Source organism: Pseudonocardia benzenivorans CB1190 (assembly GCF_000196675.2).
GTDB classification, from domain to species: Bacteria; Actinomycetota; Actinomycetes; order Mycobacteriales; family Pseudonocardiaceae; genus Pseudonocardia; species Pseudonocardia benzenivorans.
The window spans coordinates 2,413,685-2,432,086 of sequence record NC_015312.1 but is presented as its reverse complement, the minus strand read 5'-3'; the positions used below and the strand labels follow the sequence as shown (position 1 = coordinate 2,432,086).

17 protein-coding genes are annotated in these 18,402 nt (G+C 72.5%); 6 read left to right on the top strand and 11 right to left on the bottom strand.

The window, feature by feature from the left end:
* The first annotated feature begins 7 nt into the window (after window positions 1-7).
* The 4 genes from PSED_RS11530 to PSED_RS11515 all read left to right on the top strand — a co-directional run bounded on the left by PSED_RS11530 (window position 8) and on the right by PSED_RS11515 (window position 3,685).
* The gene (locus PSED_RS11530; RefSeq protein WP_013674415.1) at window positions 8-802 is read left to right on the top strand and encodes an SDR family NAD(P)-dependent oxidoreductase; all 795 of its coding nucleotides are present in this window, start codon (window positions 8-10) and stop codon (window positions 800-802) included.
* Window positions 802-927 carry a tautomerase family protein gene (locus tag PSED_RS11525; RefSeq protein ID WP_013674414.1) on the top strand — a complete coding sequence of 42 codons (126 nt, stop codon included), beginning with the start codon at window positions 802-804 and terminating at the stop codon, window positions 925-927. Before PSED_RS11530 ends, PSED_RS11525 begins: the two co-directional genes overlap by 1 nt.
* Window positions 928-1,001: 74 nt before the next feature.
* A complete protein-coding gene (locus PSED_RS11520) occupies window positions 1,002-2,105 on the top strand; it encodes a maleylacetate reductase (protein ID WP_013674413.1) in 1,104 nt (367 codons plus the stop codon).
* A gap of 218 nt (window positions 2,106-2,323) precedes the next feature.
* Window positions 2,324-3,685 (top strand): GNAT family N-acetyltransferase, encoded by a 1,362-nt coding sequence (locus PSED_RS11515; protein ID WP_013674412.1) that lies wholly within the window; start codon window positions 2,324-2,326, stop codon window positions 3,683-3,685.
* Window positions 3,686-3,689: 4 nt separating this feature from the next.
* Here the strand turns inward: PSED_RS11515 and PSED_RS11510 are convergent, their stop codons facing one another.
* A complete protein-coding gene (locus tag PSED_RS11510; protein ID WP_013674411.1) occupies window positions 3,690-4,106 on the bottom strand; it encodes a VOC family protein in 417 nt (138 codons plus the stop codon).
* A 105-nt stretch (window positions 4,107-4,211) separates the two neighbouring features.
* Here PSED_RS11510 and PSED_RS11505 point away from each other — a divergent pair, with 105 nt between their 5' ends.
* Window positions 4,212-5,252 (top strand): helix-turn-helix transcriptional regulator, encoded by a 1,041-nt coding sequence (locus PSED_RS11505; RefSeq protein ID WP_013674410.1) that lies wholly within the window; start codon window positions 4,212-4,214, stop codon window positions 5,250-5,252.
* On the opposite strand, the gene PSED_RS11500 is transcribed toward PSED_RS11505, so the two are convergent.
* Both PSED_RS11500 and PSED_RS11495 read right to left on the bottom strand, forming a co-directional pair.
* Window positions 5,200-6,972 carry a chloride channel protein gene (locus PSED_RS11500; RefSeq protein WP_202946366.1) on the bottom strand — a complete coding sequence of 591 codons (1,773 nt, stop codon included), beginning with the start codon at window positions 6,970-6,972 and terminating at the stop codon, window positions 5,200-5,202. The two genes, PSED_RS11505 and PSED_RS11500, sit on opposite strands and share 53 nt — an antisense overlap.
* A 32-nt stretch (window positions 6,973-7,004) precedes the next feature.
* Window positions 7,005-7,478, bottom strand: a complete 474-nt coding sequence (locus PSED_RS11495; RefSeq protein ID WP_233899389.1) for a MarR family winged helix-turn-helix transcriptional regulator — start codon at window positions 7,476-7,478, stop codon at window positions 7,005-7,007.
* 123 nt (window positions 7,479-7,601) lie between these two features.
* Here PSED_RS11495 and PSED_RS11490 point away from each other — a divergent pair, with 123 nt between their 5' ends.
* Entirely contained in the window at window positions 7,602-8,453 is an 852-nt protein-coding gene (locus PSED_RS11490; protein ID WP_013674407.1) for an alpha/beta fold hydrolase, read from the top strand.
* 180 nt (window positions 8,454-8,633) lie between these two features.
* On the opposite strand, the gene PSED_RS11485 is transcribed toward PSED_RS11490, so the two are convergent.
* From PSED_RS11485 to PSED_RS11450, 8 genes are all read right to left on the bottom strand, one after another.
* Window positions 8,634-9,752 (bottom strand): substrate-binding domain-containing protein, encoded by a 1,119-nt coding sequence (locus tag PSED_RS11485; protein WP_013674406.1) that lies wholly within the window; start codon window positions 9,750-9,752, stop codon window positions 8,634-8,636.
* 137 nt (window positions 9,753-9,889) lie between these two features.
* Window positions 9,890-10,879, bottom strand: a complete 990-nt coding sequence (locus PSED_RS11480) for a sugar phosphate isomerase/epimerase family protein (RefSeq protein ID WP_143770442.1) — start codon at window positions 10,877-10,879, stop codon at window positions 9,890-9,892.
* A 41-nt stretch (window positions 10,880-10,920) separates the two neighbouring features.
* Window positions 10,921-12,033: a zinc-binding dehydrogenase gene (locus PSED_RS11475; RefSeq protein ID WP_041761014.1), complete on the bottom strand. Its 1,113-nt coding sequence runs from the start codon at window positions 12,031-12,033 to the stop codon at window positions 10,921-10,923.
* Window positions 12,034-12,186: 153 nt separating this feature from the next.
* Complete coding sequence (locus tag PSED_RS11470; protein ID WP_013674403.1) at window positions 12,187-12,951, bottom strand: HpcH/HpaI aldolase family protein; 765 nt, start codon at window positions 12,949-12,951, stop codon at window positions 12,187-12,189.
* The gene (locus PSED_RS11465) at window positions 12,941-13,732 is read right to left on the bottom strand and encodes an alpha/beta fold hydrolase (protein ID WP_013674402.1); all 792 of its coding nucleotides are present in this window, start codon (window positions 13,730-13,732) and stop codon (window positions 12,941-12,943) included. Before PSED_RS11465 ends, PSED_RS11470 begins: the two co-directional genes overlap by 11 nt.
* Window positions 13,729-14,739: an ABC transporter permease gene (locus PSED_RS11460; protein ID WP_013674401.1), complete on the bottom strand. Its 1,011-nt coding sequence runs from the start codon at window positions 14,737-14,739 to the stop codon at window positions 13,729-13,731. Before PSED_RS11460 ends, PSED_RS11465 begins: the two co-directional genes overlap by 4 nt.
* A 16-nt stretch (window positions 14,740-14,755) precedes the next feature.
* Window positions 14,756-17,239: an ATP-binding cassette domain-containing protein gene (locus tag PSED_RS11455; RefSeq protein ID WP_013674400.1), complete on the bottom strand. Its 2,484-nt coding sequence runs from the start codon at window positions 17,237-17,239 to the stop codon at window positions 14,756-14,758.
* On the bottom strand, window positions 17,232-18,359 hold the full coding sequence (locus PSED_RS11450; protein WP_013674399.1) for a substrate-binding domain-containing protein: 1,128 nt from the start codon (window positions 18,357-18,359) through the stop codon (window positions 17,232-17,234). The genes PSED_RS11455 and PSED_RS11450 overlap by 8 nt, the downstream gene beginning before the upstream one ends.
* Window positions 18,360-18,402 lie beyond the last annotated feature (43 nt).

The window sequence follows — 18,402 nt, the reverse complement described above, 5'->3', positions numbered from 1 at the left end:
AGAACACATGAGTACCGGCGCTGACCTGACCGGACGAACCGCGCTCGTCACCGGCGCGAGCCGCGGCATCGGCCTCGCCGTGGCCCGGGCGCTGGGCGAACAGGGCGCCGGCGTCGTCCTCCTGGCCCGCGACGACGCATCGGTGAAGGAGGCCGCCACGCGCGTCCCCGGCGCGTCGCTCGCGGTCGCGGGTGACGTCACCGACGAGCAGTCCGTCGTCGAGGCCGTCCAGGCCGCGCACCGGTGGCGGGGGCGGCTCGACATCGTCGTCAACTGTGCCGGGCCGCAGCTGGCGTCGACGCCGATCGTCGACGTCGAGGACCAGGTCCTCGGCTCGGCACTCGACGTGAAGCTCCGAGGCTTCGCGCGCGTCGCCAAGGCCGCGCTGCCCGTGATCGAGGACGGCGGAACCGGCGCGATCGTCAACGTCGCCGGAGCGACCGCGCACACCCCGATCCCGGGTGCGGCGGTCACCGGCATGACCAATGCGGCCGTCGTCGCGCTGACCGGCTTCCTCGCCGCCGAGGCCGCCCCGCGCCAGGTCCGGGTCAACGCGGTATCCCCCGGCATGACGGCGACCGAAGGCTGGCTGGCCCGTCACGACGCGATGGCCGAGCAGCAGGGCCGGTCGCCGGACGAGGTCCGCGCCGCGATGGTGGCGGCGCTGGGCATCGCGCTCGGGCGCTGGGCACGTCCGGAGGAGATCGCGGCGGCCGTCGGGTTCCTGGTGTCGGACCGGGCCTCCTACATCACCGGGCAGGTCCTGCGCGTCGACGGCGGCCTGACGAAGCCGGTGGCCTGATGCCGTTCATCCAGATCACGATCGGCGAGGGGCACGACGAGGCGTGCAAGCGGGAGCTGCTGACCAGCGTCTCGCGGGTGGCGTCGGAGGTCACGGGCACACCGGAGGCCGCGTTCCGGGTGTAGATCGTCGAGGTCCCCGCGACGGAGGTCAACGTGGGCGGGACGATCCTCGCCGACGCCCGGGCACGGGCGGCCCGGTGACCGCGAGCGGCGCGGCGGCCGTCCCCTCCTTCGAGTTCACCGCGCTGCCCTACCGGGTCCTGTTCGGCGTCGGTACGGCCGCCCGCGTCGCCGGCGAGGTCGGCCGGCTCGGCCGGTCCCGGGTCCTGCTCCTGGCGAGCGGCGAGATCGCCGAGCTCGGCGACCGGGTGGCCGCGGAGCTCGGGCCCCTCTGCGTGGGCCGCTTCGACGGCGCCGCCATGCACACCCCCGTCGACGTCACCGAGAAGGCGATGGCGATCCTCGAGGAGACCCGGGCCGACGTCGTCGTCGCGGTCGGCGGCGGGTCGACGACGGGCCTGGCCAAGGCACTGGCCGTGCGTACCGGGGTCGATCAGATCATCCTGCCGACCACATACGCCGGGTCCGAGGTGACCCCGGTCCTCGGCGAGACCGTCGACGGACGCAAACAGACCCGCTCCGACCTCGCCGTCCTTCCCGAGACGGTCATCTACGACGTGGAGCTCTCCCGACGCCTCCCGGTGCCGATGGCGGTCACGAGCGGGGTCAACGCCCTCGCCCACGCTGTCGAGGCGCTGTACTCGCCGCAGGCCAACCCGGTCGTCGACGGCTGGGCGACGGATGCGATCACGCACCTCGGGCGGGGCATCCGGCGGGTGCCGGGCGCGCCGGCGGACCTGGGCGTCCGCGCCGACCTGCTGCGCGGGGCCTGGCTGGCCGGGACCTGCCTCGGGTCGGTCGGGATGGGGCTGCACCACAAGCTCTGCCATGTGCTGGGCGGTTCGTTCGGGCTGCCCCACGCCGCCACGCACACGGTCGTGCTCGCGCACGTCATCGCCTACAACGCGCCGGCCGCCGCGGCGGCGATGGACGCGGTCGCGGCGGCCCTCGGCGTCCCCGACGCGGCCACCGGTGTGTTCGCGCTGGTGGTGGACTCCGGGGCACCCCGCTCGCTGCGCGGGCTCGGGATGCGGGAGGCCGATCTCGACGAGGCGGCCGATCTCGTCGTCGCCACGCCCTACCCGAATCCCCGACCGATCGACCGGCCCGCGGTGCTCGGCCTGCTGCGGGCGGCGTGGGCCGGCGAGGAACCGGCGGCTCGGCGCTCCGCCGGCCGCTGATCGCCCCTCTCACACGGCAGGCGGACGCGCCCGAGCCCCGGCGTCCGGGTCGGTCGGTCGGTCGGTCCCCGAGCGTCCTCCGGGCGGCGCGCAAAGGTGATCGCCGCCCGAGCTCTTACGGGCCGCGAACGGCGGCCGGAACTCGGGTGCGGTTCGGGTCTGCCGTCCGTAGCGTCGGACGGCGGTACAGCGTCGAACCCACACCCTGGACACGAGCGATGACGGACCGGTCCCCTCTCTTCTGCGACACGGCGCTGGCGGCGCGCATCGAAGCCGCCGAGACCGAGCTCATCGTGGCGACGAGCCGAGCCGCCCTGGCCCGCACCGGCACGCCCGGTTTCGTCCTGCCGCTCGCCGGCGGTGCGGCGACGTTCGCGGGTGCCGGCTCGCCGTACACGAAGGTCGTCGGGCTCGGGTTCGGCGGGGTCCCCACGGAGGCCGAGCTCGACGAACTCGAGGACGCCTACGCCGCGCACGACGCGCCCGTCCAGATCGAGCTCTCCCACCTCGGCGACCCCGAGCTGCCCGCGGTGCTCACCGCCCGCGGCTACCGGCTCGAGGGTTACGAGAACGTGCTCGGCCGCGCCCTCGACGGCGACCACGCCACCGACTCGGACATACCCGCCCCGCGGGGTGTGGAGGTCCGGATCAGCCCGGAGGCGGAGCTCGACGCGTGGATAGCCGTCGTCACCGAGGCGTCGCTCCACCAGGACGCCGAGGGTCTGCCCTGGCACGACGAGTTCCCCCGGCAGGCCCTGGAGGACGCCGAGCGGGACTCCGCCGCCGCCGGACTCGTCCGCTACTCCGCATACCGCGACGGCGTACTCGCCGGCGGCGCCGAGTTCCGGGTCACCGGCGGCATCGCCCAGTTCGCCGGTGCCGCCACCGCGGTGGCGCACCGTCGGCACGGCATCCAGACGGCACTGCTCATCGCCCGTCTCGTCGACGCCCGCGCGGCCGGCTGCGACGTCGCGGTGATCGTCACCCAGCCGGGCTCGAAGTCCCAGCAGAACGCCCAGCGGCGCGGCTTCGACCTTCTCTACACGCGCGCGACGCTCGTCGGACGGCCGCGCGGCCACGCCTCGCCGGCCGCATCGAGGAGCGACCGTGGCCACGACGTCACCATCGCGCTGCACTCGGGACCACGTGAGCAGCTGCGCCCGCTCTTCGAGCTCGCCGAGGACTCGGCGACGCAGCTCGACGCCTATCTCGACGACGGCGACGTGCTCGTCGCCCGGATCGGCGAGAAGCTCGCCGGGCACCTGCAGCTCGTCGCGACCGGGCGTCCCGACGAGGTCGAGCTGAAGAACATGGCCGTCGACGAGTCGTTGCAGGGCAACGGGATCGGCCGTCGGCTCGTGCGGGCTGCCGTCGCGCTGGCCGGCACCAGGGGCGCGCGCCGGATGATCGTCGCCACCGCGGCGGCCGACATCGGGAACCTGCGCTTCTACCAGCGCGTCGGGTTCCGGATGCGAGCAGTCGACCGCGAGGCGTTCGTGCCCGCCACCGGCTACCCGGAGGAGATCGTGATCGACGGGATCGTCCTGCGCGACCGGGTGTGGCTCGATCTCGACCTGTGACCGGTCACGGTCGGACACCGAACTTGGCGCGCGCCGTGGCCGTGACCGGCGTGAACAGGTTGACCAGGTTGCCGTCGGGATCGCGGAACAGCAATGCACGGTTGCCCCAGGGCATGTCGGTGGGCGGGGTGACGACCTCTGGCTGCTCGTCGCCCAGGAGGTCGCGCAACCGGGCGAAGTCGGCGTCGACGTCGTCGACGAGGAACTCGACGATCACGGTGCGGTTGGCGGCCGCCTCCGCGCTGCCCTCGCCGAACAGCGCCACGGTGCGGTCGCTGCCGATGGCGAGCGTGCCTCCCACCGTGGGCAGCTCGGCGAACAACTCGTTGCCCCACACGGCCGCTGTGCCGGTGACCCGCTCGTAGAAGGCCACCAGCCGCGGCACGTCGGCGGTGATGATGCGGGCCGAGACGAACTTCATGACGGGCTCCTCGTGGTCGGTCGACGCGACCGCTCCGGCCGCGGCACCGACGCTAGGACCGATACCGGACAGGGTCCGCCCGATATTGCTGGCATTGTCGTCACCGTGACCCGCCCGACCAGCCGCGTCCTCGCCCTGCTCGCGATCCTGCAGGCCGGTGGGACCCGCACGGCCGCCGAGCTGGCCGCCGCGATCGGTGTCGACGAGCGCACCGTGCGCCGCTACGTCGCGCACCTCGTCGAGCTCGACGTCCCGGTGCGGTCCGAACGCGGCCGCCACGGCGGGTTCCGGCTCGCGCGCGGGTACCGGATGCCCCCGCTGATGCTCACCGACGAGGAGGCCGTCGCCGTCCTCGTGGGAATGGTCGCCGCGGATCGTGCCGGCCTCGTCCCGTCCTCGGCCGCAGCCGCCCACAGCGCCGCCGCGAAGATCCGGCGGGTCCTGCCGCGACGACTCGGGGCCGGCCTCGACACCCTCGTCGAGGGTGCCGGGCCTCCGGGTGCCGGTCGCCCGCGTGAGGTCCCCGCGACCGATGTCCTGCTGCTGGTCGCCGAGGCCGCGCGGGAGCAGCGGGCGGTCGCGATCGACTACCGCTCCGGCGACGGACACGCCGGCGAACGGACGCTGCACCCGTACGCGGTCGTCGCGCACGCCGGACGCTGGTACGTCACCGGCGCCGACTCCGCCAGCGGCGAGGACCGGACCTTCCGCGTCGACCGCGTCCGCGCCGCGCGCCTCCTCGAGGACACGTTCCCGGTCCCGGACACGCGCGAACCGAACGCCCGCCTGCTCACGGCACTGGCGACCGCCCCGCGCCGGCACACCGTCCGGGTCCTCGTGCGGTCCGATCGCGCCCACGTCGTCCGGAGAGTCCCTCCCGGCCTCGCGACGGTCGAGGCCGCCGCCGACGACGGCTGGCTCCGGCTGCGCCTCGAGGTAGAGGAACTCGACTGGGTGCCGTCGCTGCTGGCCTGGATCGACCGCCCCTTCGTCGTCGAGGAGCCCGACGCGCTGCGCGGCCACGTCCGCGCACTCGCCGATCGGCTCCGGAGGGCTGCCGACGACGTCGAGCCCCGGAGCCCGGCCGGCGTCGCTACCGGGGACCCGCCGGCCGGCCCCCCGGGTCGGCCGCGCCGTACGACGTGAGGACGTCACGGTGGTCGATCCAGCCGATCGGCGGTTCGCCCGGCGTGGCCGTGACGGGCAGCCCCGTCGCGTCGTGTGCGGTCAGGGTGCGCAGGGCGTCGTGCAGCGACGTGCCCGGCGTCAGCTCCGGCAGTCGCCGGGCGAGGTCGGCCGCGCGCGGTGCGGCGACGCCGACCTGCCCGCCCACGTCGAGCGCCGTCTCCCCGGCGAGCGCGGCCCCGAGGTAGCGCCCCTCGTCGTCGACGACGGGCATCGCACCGTACCGGCTCTCGGCCAGCCGGGCCGTCACCTCGTCGAGGCCGGACGACGCGCGTACCGGCGCGGGCGCCGGGCGCATGACGTCGGCCACGGTCAGCCGCTGCAGCCGGTCGGCGTCGACGGCCTCGGCGTCGATGTCGATCCCGCGACGGATCAGCTTCAGCGTGTAGATGTTGTCGCGCGCGATCAGGTGGCTGAGCCCGGTCGCCAGCGCCACCGCGGCCATGAGCGGCAGGATGATCGAGTACTCGCCCGTCAGCTCGAAGACGATCAGCACGGCCGCGATCGGGGCGTGGCTCGCCGCCGCGAAGACCGCCGCCATCCCGACCAGCCCGAAGGCCCCCGGCGAGAGGTCGAGCCCGGGGAAGGCCACGTGGGCGACGTCGCCGAACGCCGTGCCGACCATGCCACCGATGAACAGCGACGGCGCGAACACCCCGCCCGAGCCGCCGATGCCGATGGTCAGGCTCGTCGCCAGGACCTTGCCGACGAGTAGCACCAGCAGGAAGCCGACGGCGTACCCGCCGGCGACGGCCTTCTCCAGCACCGGGTAGCCGACGCCGTACATCTGCGGGAGCGCCAGCAGCACCCCACCGAGCACGAGGCCGCCGACCGCCGGGCGGAGCCACTGCGGGCCGCGCCAGACCGCGTCGCAGACGTCCTCGATGCGGTAGAGGACCCGGGCGAACCCCCAGCCGACGGCACCGGCGACGAGCCCGAGCACCGCGTAGAAGGGGAACTCGGCGGCCGAACCGAGGGAGTAGGCGGGCAACGTCAGGATGTGGTCCTCGCCGACGACGGCCCTGGCGACCACGTTCGCCGTGACCGACGAGATCACCACGATCCCGAACGCCTCGGCGGTGAAGCGCCGCAGGATGACCTCGAGCCCGAAGAAGACCCCGGCGATCGGTGCGTCGAACGTCGCGGAGATCCCGCCTGCCGCGCCGCACGCCACCATGAGCCGCAGCCGGTGGTCGGGCACCCGGAGCCATTGCCCGATGGACGATCCGAGCGCCGATCCGATCTGCACGATCGGTCCCTCGCGTCCGACCGATCCCCCGGTACCGATGCACAGCGCGGAGGCGAGCGACTTCACGATCGCCACCCGTGCCGGGATGCGGCCTCCGTTGCGGGCGACCGCGACCATCACCTCCGGGACGCCGTGGCCGCGCGCCTCGGGCGCGAACCGCTGCACGAGCGGTCCGTACAGCAGCCCACCCACGACGGGCGCCAGCAGCAGGAACCAGGGACCGAGCGCCGGCAGGTGCAGGCTCGCGACCCGCCCGGCGTCGCTGAAGTCGGCCCGGCCCGTCACCAGCTCGGTGATCCCGACGATCAGCAGGCGGAACACGACCGCGCCCAGGCCCGCACCGACCCCGATGAGCAGCGCGAGGCCGACCAGGCCGGACTGGCTCGTCGTGAGCCAGCGGTGCGCCCGGCGCGCGGCGCCCCCGAGCCGCACCGTTGCCAGCGGGCGGCTTGACACAGGGCTGCTCACAGCACCACCGCCCAGTCCGGCTCCCCCGGCTCGCCGGCAGCGTCGGCGAAGGCCCGCAACGCGGTGACGAGCCCGTCGCGGGTGTCGGCCGACATCGCCGTGACGAGTGTGCGGAGCTCGGCGCGGCGCCGCCGCGTCACGTCGTCGACGAGGACCCGCCCCCGCTCGGTGAGGGTCAGCGCCACCTCACGCCGGTCGGTGTCCGACCTGTCGCGCTCGACGAGCCCCTTGCCGACCAGCCGCTCGCACATGCGGCTGGCCGTCGAGCGGTTCACGGCGAGCAGGTCGGCGAGGTCGGCCGGGCGCAGGCCGCCGCGCTGGGCGAGTACGACGAGCGCCCGGTACTGCGGGAGCGTGACGTCGTCGTCCACGGCGGCGACCGAGCGTGCCGCCACGGCGACCATCACCCGGCTCGCCGTCATCACCGCGTCGACCAGGTCCTCGACCGTCGAGCCAGGATGTCGTTGCACTGACACATCATTGCACAGCGCAATGATTAGCGAGGACGCTCGCCGACGCCGGGCGAGCGCACGGGTGCCCCGCCACAATTTGGGTCACAATTCCGCCCGCCTTTCGTTCGTAGCGTCAGCCGGATGAGATCACGATCCTCGGTGGACGGCTTCAGCCTCGCCTACGACCGCACCGGCACCGGAACACCCGTCGTCCTCCTGCACGGCTGGCCCGGGGACCGGGTCGACTACGCCGCCGTCGCCGGTCTGCTCGACGCCGACGTCATCGCTCCCGACCTACGCGGGTTCGGCGGGTCGGACAAGCACCGCGGCGGCGACTACTCGGCTTCGGCGCAGGCCGCGAGCGTGCTCGCCCTGATGGACGAGCTCGGCATCGACCGCGCCGTCCTGGGCGGCTACGACATCGGATCGCGGATCGCGCAGGTCGTCGCCCAGCAGCACCCCGACCGGGTCGCAGAGCTCGTCGTCGCACCGCCACTGCCCGGAATCGGGCGTCGGGTTCTCGACCCCACCGCGCAGCAGGAGTTCTGGTACCAGTCGTTCCACCGACTGCCGCTCGCCGACGAGCTGCTCGACGGGCGTCCCGATGCCGTGCGCGCCCACCTCCGCCACTTCTGGTCCCACTGGTCCGGTCCGGCGTTCACCCCCTCCGAGGCGCTCCTCGACCGCCTGACCGCGAGCTACGGCGCGCCGGGCGCATTCGCCGCGTCCGTCGGCTGGTACCGCGCCGGCAGCGCGACCGTCGTCCGGTCGCTGGAGGAGTCGTCCCCGGCCGAACCGGCCGCCACCCCGATCACGGTGCTGTGGCCGGAGTTCGACCCGTTGTTCCCCCGGGCATGGGCCGACCGCGTCGGCGAGTGGTACAGCGCCGCGACGGTGCACCACGTCGACGGGGTCGGACACTACGTCCCGGTCGAGGCGCCCGAGGTGTTCGCCGACGCCGTCCGATCGGCAATCGACCGCCTTGGTCGCTGAGCGGGGTCAGAACCCCACGGAGGCCGCGCCCTCGAGCTGGAGAGGGTGCGCGCCTCCTCGGGGGTGGCAGGTTGACGACGGCATCGGTGTGCCCCCGAGCGTGCACAGGATCGGCGCCACATGCGCCGGGTCCTGGGACGGCCGCCCGTCGCCACGTGACCGGCTCCTCCCTCGGCCCGCTCAGCCGCCGTTCAGGACCGCCTTGAGCGTGTCGACCGGAAGGCTCGACGACAGGTCCGCGTCCGGCGAGATCGACGGGTCGCACGTCGGGACCTTTCCGGCGGCGGTGTCGGCGTACACGGAGAGCACGAACGGGACCGGTTCTGCGCTCTGCTTCCCCGCCAGCGCCGCAAGCCCGACCCGCAGCGACGCGGCCGACATCTGGGTGGTCCCGTCCTGGCCGAGCCAGGCGATCCTGTGTTGCGCGACGGCGCACACGAAACCCTGCGACGAACCGATGTTGAGGAACGCGGGCATCGTCGCCCCCGCGTCGACGATCGCCTGCACCGCGCCGATGTCGGAGGCACCGTAGTCACTCACGAACGCCGCGTACTGGCCGTTCTGGGCGATCAGCCCGGCGACGGCGCGCCGTTTCTGCGAGGCGTCCCAGTTCGTCGGCACCCAGGTGTCGGGGACGAGCTGGATTCCCGGCGCGTACTGCTTCAGCGCGGCGGCGAACGCGGTGAACGTCTTCTCGGTCGACGGCGCGCCCGGCTGCCCACCCAGGAACGCCACCTTGCCGTTGCCCACGTTCTCGGCCAGCCACGTCGCCTGGTTGCGTGCGATCGCGTCGGTGTCCCACACCACGGACTCGACGTAGTCGGTGCCCTTCTGACCGGTGACGTCGTTGACGGTGCTGACCACCTTGACACCCGCCTGCATGGCCTTGCGCATCGAGGGCAGCTGCGAGGGGCCGAAGTCGGGACTGATGACCACGACCTTCGCGCCCTGGGCCACCGCGGCGTTCGTGGCGGCGATCGCGGCCTGCTGTCCGGTGGTGCCGTTGTACCAACTCGCCTCCACGGTGGGGCACTTCGCCGCCTCGGCCTGGAACTCGGCGTTGGAGATCGCCGCCCACACCTGCCCACCCGCCGACTTGATGTAGACGACCTTCGTCGGCTCCGGTGGGCACAGCGAGGTGATGTCGCCGGGCGCGCCCGCCGCTGCCGCGGACGTGGCCCCGCCGGCCGGCGTGGTGCCGCCCGCCGGCGCCGGGGCGCAGGCGGCCAGTGCGACCGCCGAGACGATCGCCGTCACGGCGGCGAAGAGGTGGGAACGTGAGAGACGCGCGGGGTGCATACCGGTCTTCCTCGATACGGTTGATCCGGCCTTCGGATCAGGTCGAGGCTATGCAGCGGCCCGACCTGCGAGTTGTCCCGCGTTGGGACGACGGGCGCGCCCGCGGGGCGGCGCGACACGGGCGTCCGAGGAGCGTCTCAACCCTCGAGCGCCCGAGCACGCGCGACGAAGGTCGTGGCGGTCTGCACGATCGGCCGCGCGTGCCAGTTCTCCGACAGGATCTCGATCGAGACCGGAGCGGTGACGCCGTTCGTCCGCAGCGTCGCGAGGAAACCGGCGACGTCCCAGTCGCCGTCGCCGAAGAGCCGGCGATGCTTCAACGTCTCCTCGAAGTAGTCGTCGGTCAGCGGCGCGGCGGGGCCGTCCGACAGCTGGACGACCACCACGCGGTCGGCCGGGAGCGACCGTAGCGCCGCGTCGTCGCGGTTTCCGCGCATGAAGTGCCAGTTGTCCACGCACAGCCCCCCGTTGTCGCGGTCGGCCGACTGCACGACCGCCAGCGACGTGGCGATGTCCGGGATATCGGTTCCGGGGAGGAACTCGATGGCGACCTTCGCGCCGACCTCTGCCGCTCGATCGCACAGGCGGGCGAACCGACGAGCAGTGTCGGTTCCCTGTCGGTGCGAGGATCCTGCGACCACGATGTGATGGGCCTCGAACGCGCCGGCGAGGTCGAGCAGATCCTGCTCCACGCCTGCGTCCATGTAGGGCAGGTCCCAGGGGAACGACACGGGACCCCATCGGCGCCCGTCGGCAGGTCCGTCGAACCCGAGACCGATCTCCACCTCCGCCACGTGGATGGCCGCGTTCTCGGCGATCGCGGCGAGGTCCTTCGCGTCGATGCCGTTGCGCTTCGCATCCTGGAACTCGAGTACCGAGTACCCGATCGCATCGACGCCGGCCGCCGCTGCTGCGGCAACCCGTTCCTCGAAGGCGATCCCGGTGAGATTGCCGTAGCCGAGGATCAGCCCCGGAACGCCGCGAGTGCCGTTGGTCATCGTGTCTCCCTGATCGAGTCCATGTTTCGGGGCGACGTCGACGTTAGGGAGACGCCCGGTCCGGACGTTGTCCCGCCTTGGGACGCTCCCCGAGCCACCCGGGATCGGGTCCTCACCGGATTCGCGCACCGGACGGCACCGGGCACCGCGTCGACCGCGGTGCCGCCGCGTCACGGGACGACGGCGGCCCGCATCGCGTGGCCGGACTCCGTGCGCGCGACCGCGGCGGGAATCTCGTCGAGGGCGTAGACGCGATCGGACATCGTCCCGTAGGGGTGCAGGTCGCGGGTGTCGACGAGGAAGTCGAGCGCCCGGCGCAGGTACCACGGGTCGTAGCGGAGGTAGCCCTTGACCGTGAGGTTCTTGCGCGTGAACGTCGCGGGCGAGATCGCCAGCTCGGAGCCGGGACCGACCCCCAGATTGCCGACCGAGGCTATCGAACCGCCCGTACGCGCGAACGAGACCGCCTCGCCGAACGCCTCCGGCCGGCCCGTCACCTCCACCACCAGGTCGGCGCCATCGCCGTCGGTGAGGTCGAGCATCCGTCGCTCGCGGTCCGCGGCCGTCGTGTGGACACCGAGGTCCACCACCTCGGCGGCGCCGAACTGCACGGCCGCGGCGATCCTGCGCGGGTCGCGGTCGACGGCGATCACCCTCGCGCCGGATGCTGCGCCGATCGCGCAGGCGTAGAGCCCGAGGCCACCACATCCCTGCACGACGACAGTCAGACCTCGCCGGACGCCCATCCGTTCCGACGTGAAGAGCATCTGCGCCAGGCCGCAGTTCGCCCCGGCGACCTCGGCGTCGGTCAGGACGTCGGGCACGACGTAGAAGTGCCGGCCGGCGGCCAGGTGGTAGTGCGTGGCGAACGCGCCGTGGAAGTGCGGCGCACGGCCCGGCGGCGCCGCCATCGTGTCCGCCCAGTGCACGCACATGTTGAACTCTCCGCGCCCACACGGCCGGCAACGGCCACACACGCGGAAGTACACGACGACGACCCGGTCCCCGACGGACACGGGCGTACCGGCCGAGTCCTGGATGAGCCCGTCGCCCAGCGCGCTCACCCGCGCGACGAACTCGTGACCGAGCACGACGTCGCGCAGCACAGGGTTGCGATGGTGGAAGATGCCGACATCCGAGCCGCACACGTTGGCCCGCAGTACCTCGAGCAGCGCCTCACCGGGGCCCGGTTCCGGCAGCGCATACTGCTGCAACTCGACCGACCGCGGCCCGGCGAGAGCAGCGACGACGCCGCGCGCCGCGTTGCGGGAGTTGTCCGGCACGGAAATCCTCTCGTCGACATTCCACCCGAGCACGAGCATCGTCCGGGGAACCGCCACCGGGCTGTCCCACGTCGGGACGGCGGGTCATCCCGGTCCGGGGACGCCGGCGCCGTCCGGGTCGTCGTCCACAGGTCGGTTCCGAGCCCGGCTTCATCACCGCGCGTGCTCCCGGTGATCGGGCAGTCGGTCGGCGAGTACCGCGCGCGCTTCCGCGAGCGCGCGCCGTGCGGCCGAGAGCAGCAGTGCCGAGTCCGACTCCACCGCGAGCATGCTGAAGCCCGCCGACCGCCACAGCCCCACGTTTCCCGTCCCGCAGAAGACACCTGCGGCGATGTCGTTGGCCCGGCACGCCGCAACGACGGGTGCGACGGCCTCGACCGTCCCCGGATCCGACGTGAGGTACGGACTGCCGAACAGGTCCAGCGCGAGATCGGCCGGCCCGACGATCACCCCCGCCAGACCGGGGACGGCCGCGATGTCCGCGACGTTCGAGACGCCGGCACCGTCCTCGACCATCACGTAGCACCGCGCCGCGCCGAGCTCGGCAGGCTCGGGTCGGGGGCCGGCGAGCTTGGCGGTGAGCGGTCCCCAGCTTCGGGTTCCGTGCGGGGCGTATCGGCACGCGGCCACGGCGGCTCGGGCCTGCTCGACGCTCGAGACCTGCGGCACGACGATGCCGTCGGCGCCGGCGTCGAGGACCGCGCCGACCAGGTGGGGGTCACCGCCCGGCACTCGCACGAGCGCAGTCCCGGCCCGCGCGCGGACGGCCTGCAGCAGGCCGACGATCTCGGGCGTACGGATCGTGCCGTGTTGCATGTCCAGACAGCACCAGTCGAACCCGACCGAGGCCATCAGCTCCACCGCGAACGCCGCGTCCAGATGGCACCAGCCACCCAGCGAGACCTGGTCAGGACGCATGACGTGCCCGTCTCCCCTCGATCATCTCGTGAATGGCGCCGACCAGCGCCGGCGGTTGCTCGACGGGCACGAAGTGCCCGACCCCGGGGAGCCCTCGGACCGTCACCCGGGTGAACCGGTCCGAGAGACGATCGAAGAACGACGGGCGCACGAGCGGGTCGAGCAGGGGCCACAGGATCGTCGTCGGGATCGTCACGACGTCCCCGCGACCGAGTGGTGCCGACATCCGCATCAGCCGTCGATCGGACTGCGCCACGAGGTGGTCGAGGCGGGTCGACAGATCGACGACGTTCGGGCCCGACCATCTGGTCCACGCCCTGGCCAGGACCTCGCGCAGCGGTCCGGCCGTGGCGCGCGGCGGGACCGCGGGTGGCGGCGTGATCACGAGGCCCGAGACCCGACCCGGGCGTCGCGTCGCGAGCTCGAGGGCGACTGCGGCACCGATCCCGTAGCCGGCGACCACGACGGAACCGATCCGGAGCTCGTCGATCAACCCGGCGACGCTCCTGGCCTGGGCCGGCACCGACACGTCCCCGGCGGACCACCGGTCGGACTCGCCGACCCCACGCAGGTCGGGCGCGACGACGGTGCCCCGGAGGCTCACGGCGACATCGGTCCAGTCCGTCCGGTCGCCGTGGCCGCCGTGCAGCAGCACGACGGCGGGGCCGGTCCCGCACCGGTCGTATGCGAGCCGGAACCCGTCGACCGGCCTGCTCACCAGCGGATGACCGCGTTCGGGCGGCAGGAGGCCGGCCGCCAGCTGCCCGCCGACCGTGGTCACACCCCGCTCCCCCGACGACGGTTCAGCCAGGCTGCGCCGGCCAGCGCGAGCGCCATCGCGATCGCCTGCACGAGCAGTTGGACCGCGGCGTCGGCTCCCAGCGTGAGGACGACCTGGCCCAGCTGGGTCAGGAACAGTGCGGCCACCGCCGTCGCGACGACGCTGCCGCGGCCGCCCGCGAGGCTCGTCCCACCGATCACGACGGCCATGACCGTCTGGAACAGATACGGGTTGCCCATCGTGGGCGCCGGGTTCTGCGCGTACCCGGCCAGCAGCACCGCGGCCAGCGCGAACAGCAGCGCCGCGGCGATGTAGGCGCCGACGATGTAGGCATCGACCCGGATCCCGATGGCACGCGCCGCGTCCGGGTTGGAGCCGACAGCCACGAAACGGCGTCCGACGGTCGTCCGGCGCAGCACGAATCCGACGACGGCGATCGTGCCGAGCGCGAGCCAGACCAGTACGGACACATGGAGGAAACGCGCTGCGGCGAACGCCTGCAGGCTCGCCGGCGCCGCCGACCCGACGCCCTTGGTGTAGCTGAACATCGCGCCGACGAGCAGCGCGTTGAGGGCGAGCGTCGTGATCAGCGGCGTCACGTTGATCCGGGTGATGATCAGCCCGTTGACGAGCCCGATGACCACGCCCAGCGCGACGACGACGATCAGTCCGACGAACACCGGGGTGTCGTTGCGGTCGACGAACACCACGAACCCCATGGCGGTCAGGCTGACCACGCCGGGGATGGACAGGTCGATGCCACGCTGCTGGATCACCAGGGTCTGGCCTGCGGACATGATCGCGAGGATCGCCCAGAACGGCAGCATCGCGCCCAACGACTCGGCCGACAGCGACTTCGGTACGAGGATCGCGCTGAGCACGAACAGCACACAGGTCGCGAGCACGATGCCGGTGTACGGGCTGTTCGACCGATGTCTGCGTCGAGGAGGGGCCACGTCCGGGTCGACGGTCGCGACCTGCTCCGGATCGCTCAAGGAGTTGCTCATCGACGTCTCCGAGTCGTCAGTGTGTGCGGGCGAGGTGGCGGGTTCGGGAGTAGACGGCCACCGCGACCAGCGTCATGGCCCCGGGCAGGTACGACGACCAGGCGGCGTCGAGCCCCAGGAACGTCACCGCCCCGATCGCCTGCGTCACCAGGAGTGCCGCGGCGATGGTGCCGACGAACGAGCCGCGGCCGCCGAAGATGCTGGCGCCACCGATGACGGCCGCGGAGATGCTGGTCAGCGTGTAGTCCACGCCCGACGTCGGGTCTCCCGAGCCGACCTGGGCGAGGAGGAACAGGGCCGCCAGGCCGGCCAGCAGGCTGCAGAGCAGGAAGCCGACGAGCCGGAGCCGCGGGGCGCCCAGCCCGTTGAGCCGGGCACGCTCGGGCTCGGAGCCGACCGAGCGCAGCGCGATGCCGGTCCGTGTCCGCCGCAGCCAGAACTGCATCCCGGCCGCAACGATGACCATGAGGATGAAGGCGATCGGGACGGGGCCGAGGGTGAACGTGAGGGCCTCGGTGATGCGGCTGTCGAAGAGGCCGCCCGGCTGCGGTCGCAGCACCAGGGAGAGTGCCTGCAGGGCGATGTAGGTGATCAGCGTGGCGACGATCGCGTTCATCCTCACGACGTCGACGAGCGCCCAGTTGACCAGGCCGACCGCCAGCGGGATCGCGAACAGCAGCACCCAGCCGAGCACTCTGTCGAGCGGCATCGACTCCGCTGTCAGGAAGAACGACTCGGCCACCACGACGAACCCCATGAGCGGGCCGACCGAGAGGTCGACCGCACCGATCATGAGTGCGACGGTCTGGCCGAGCGCCACGAACCCCAGCACCGCCACCAGGGCCAGCAGGCCGGCGATGCTCGGGGTCGTGAGATAGAAGCTGCTCGTCAGCGAGGTCCACAGGCCCAGCCCGAGGACCGCCAGCGCCACCATCGCCATCGGCGCCGTGTCGCCGGCGAACCAGCGGACCGCGGGCCCGGCACGATGTGTGTCCTTCTCACGGTGTGTGGTCGCCGTCAGCGCCGCCCCGGTGATCCGCGACTCGGAGATGTCGTCGCCGACCAGCTCCTCCACGACGTGGCCACGGGAGAAGATCAGGACGCGGTCGCACAGCCCGGCGAGCTCGATGCCGTCCGATGACACGACCACCACGCCCATTCCCCGGTCGCGGGCGCTGTCGCGCAGCAGGTCGTAGATCTCGGACTTCGCGCCGATGTCCACGCCCTGGGTCGGTTCGTCGATCAGCAGGACGCGCGGGTCGCGACGAAGAACGCCCGCCAGCAGCGCCTTCTGCTGGTTGCCACCGGACAGCGACTCGATCGGCGTGTCGATGCTCGGGGTCTTCACCGCCAGGTCGGCCACGGCCGTCCTGGCGAACTCCCGCTCCCGGCGCGGCTCGACCACGCCGAGTCGCGTGAACCGGTCGAGGTTGCGCAGACCGATCGTCTCGCGGACGGTGAGGCCCGGGAACACACCCTCTCGGTGTCGGTCGCCGGTCAGGTACGCGACGGCCGCCGACCTCCGCCGGACCTGCGCCCCGTCGACGGACACGGACCCTGTGCGGTGGCCGAGACCGGCCAGTGCACGCAGGGCGTCTCGTTGCCCGTTGCCCTCGATGCCGGCGAACCCGACGATCTCGCCCGGTCCGACGTCGAACGTCAGGTCCTCGAAGCCCCGGCCGCGCAACGTCTCCACGCGCAGGACCGGATCGCCCGCATCCGACAGCACGGGCTTGTCCGGGAACACCGCGTCGAGCCGGCGGCCGACGATGAGGTCGACGATGTCGCGTTCGGCCAGGGACTGCGTGTCGAAGGTCCCGCGGTGGCATCCGTCGCGCAGCACGCTGATCCGGTCGGCGATCTCCTTGACCTCACGTATGCGGTGCGAGATGTAGACGACGGCGCCACCGTCGCGCACCCGTTCCCGGACCGCGGCGAACAGCCGCTCGACGTCCTCACCCGCCAGATGCTCGGTCGGCTCGTCGAGAACCAGCACTGCCGGCTCGTGGGCGAGTGCCCGGACGATGTCGACGATGAACCGCTTCTCGGGTTCGAGCTCCTCGATCCGGGAGTCGGGGTCGATTCCGACCTCCTCGCTCCAGTCGCGCAACCGGTCCCGGCTCCACGACCGGAGCCGGCCGATCGGTGGCCGCGCGGCCGGCGGCTGACCCAGGTACATGTTCTCGGCGACGGTGAGGTCGGGCAGCAGCGCCGGTTCCTGCAGGACGATCGCCATCCCCAGTTCCTGTGCGGCATGCGTGGAGCCCGCTCGTAACGGCCGGCCGCCGAGGGAGACCGTGCCCGCGTCGGGAACCAGGGCGCCCGACGCCACGGCCATGAGGGTCGACTTGCCGGCGCCGTTCTCCCCCACGATCCCGTGGACCTCCCCGGCGCGCACCGTCAGGTCGACGTCATCGAGCGCGACGACGCCGGGGAAGGTCTTCGTGACGTGGTCGATCCGCAGCGCGGGGACGGCCTCGAGCACGATGTCGTCAGCCACCGAGAACCTTCTTCAGGTCGGGCACCGAGAGGCTCGATGACAGGTCCGCGTCGGGCGAGACCGACGGGTCGCAGTCGGGCATCGTGCCTGCGGCGGTGTCGGCGTAGGTGAACAGGACGTAGGGGTTCGGCTCGGCGCTGGGCTTGTGCTGCATGTCCGCGAGCGCGATCCGGAGTGCCGAGGCGGTCATCCGGGTCGAGCCGTCCTGGCCGAGCCACTGGATGTCGTTCTGCCGCGCGGTGCACACGAAGCCCTGCGAGGAACCGATGTTGAGGAAGGCCGGCATCTTCGCCCTGGCGTCCCGGATCGCCTGCACCGCACCGATGTCGGAGGCGCCGTAGTCGCTGACGAACGCAGCGTAGTCGCCGTTCTGGGCCAGTAGGCCCGCCACCGCGCGCCGCTTCTGTGCCGAGTCCCAGTTCGTCGGGACCCAGGTGTCGGGGACGAGCTGGATTCCGGGGGCGTACCTGCTCAGCGCGGCCTTGAAGGCGTTGAAGGTGGTCTCGGTCGACGGGGCGCCGGGCTGGCCGCCGAGGAAGGCGACCTTGCCGGTCCTGATGTGCTCGTCGAGCCACTTGGCCTGGTTCTCGCCGATCGAGTCGACGTCCCACAGCAGCGAGTCGGTGACGTCGGTTCCCCGCTGCGCGCCACCGTCGCTCACCGTGGTCACCACGGTGACGCCCGACTGGACGGCCTTGCGCAGCGACGGCAGCTGCGCGGCGCCGAAGTCGGCGATGACGACGAGTGCCTTCGCGCCCTGGGCCACCGCCGCATTCGTGGCGGCGATCGCGCCCTGGACGCCGGAGGTGCCGTTGTACCAGCTGGCCTGGATGTTCGGGCACTTCGCAGCCTCGGCCTCGAACTCGGCGTTCGCGATGGCCGACCACACCTGGCCACCTGCCGACTTGATGAAGACGATCTTCGTCGGTTCCGACGGGCAGTACGGGGTGATGTCCCCCGCAGCCGACGTCGCGGCACCGGTGGTTCCGGACGGTCCCGCCGCCGCACCTCCGGACGGGGAACTCGGTGCCGGTGAGCACCCGGCGAGAACGACGGCGGCCGCGGCCGCCAGTGCTGCGGCGACGATCCGCGCGCGCGACGATGAGGCGAGGAAGCGCATCACCGACCTCCATTTCAGGAATTGCGTTCCCCGGGTTTCGCGG

What these genes read in the sequence shown, in the direction of transcription:
- PSED_RS11470 (WP_013674403.1), bottom strand. Translation starts at nt 12,951, where the DNA reads ATGCGTCCTGACCAGGTCTCGCTGGGTGGCTGGTGCCATCTGGACGCG.
- PSED_RS11450 (WP_013674399.1), bottom strand. Translation starts at nt 18,359, where the DNA reads ATGCGCTTCCTCGCCTCATCGTCGCGCGCGCGGATCGTCGCCGCAGCA.
- PSED_RS11515 (WP_013674412.1), top strand. Translation starts at nt 2,324, where the DNA reads ATGACGGACCGGTCCCCTCTCTTCTGCGACACGGCGCTGGCGGCGCGC.
- PSED_RS11485 (WP_013674406.1), bottom strand. Translation starts at nt 9,752, where the DNA reads ATGCACCCCGCGCGTCTCTCACGTTCCCACCTCTTCGCCGCCGTGACG.
- PSED_RS11490 (WP_013674407.1), top strand. Translation starts at nt 7,602, where the DNA reads ATGAGATCACGATCCTCGGTGGACGGCTTCAGCCTCGCCTACGACCGC.
- PSED_RS11460 (WP_013674401.1), bottom strand. Translation starts at nt 14,739, where the DNA reads ATGAGCAACTCCTTGAGCGATCCGGAGCAGGTCGCGACCGTCGACCCG.
- PSED_RS11530 (WP_013674415.1), top strand. Translation starts at nt 8, where the DNA reads ATGAGTACCGGCGCTGACCTGACCGGACGAACCGCGCTCGTCACCGGC.
- PSED_RS11510 (WP_013674411.1), bottom strand. Translation starts at nt 4,106, where the DNA reads ATGAAGTTCGTCTCGGCCCGCATCATCACCGCCGACGTGCCGCGGCTG.
- PSED_RS11525 (WP_013674414.1), top strand. Translation starts at nt 802, where the DNA reads ATGCCGTTCATCCAGATCACGATCGGCGAGGGGCACGACGAGGCGTGC.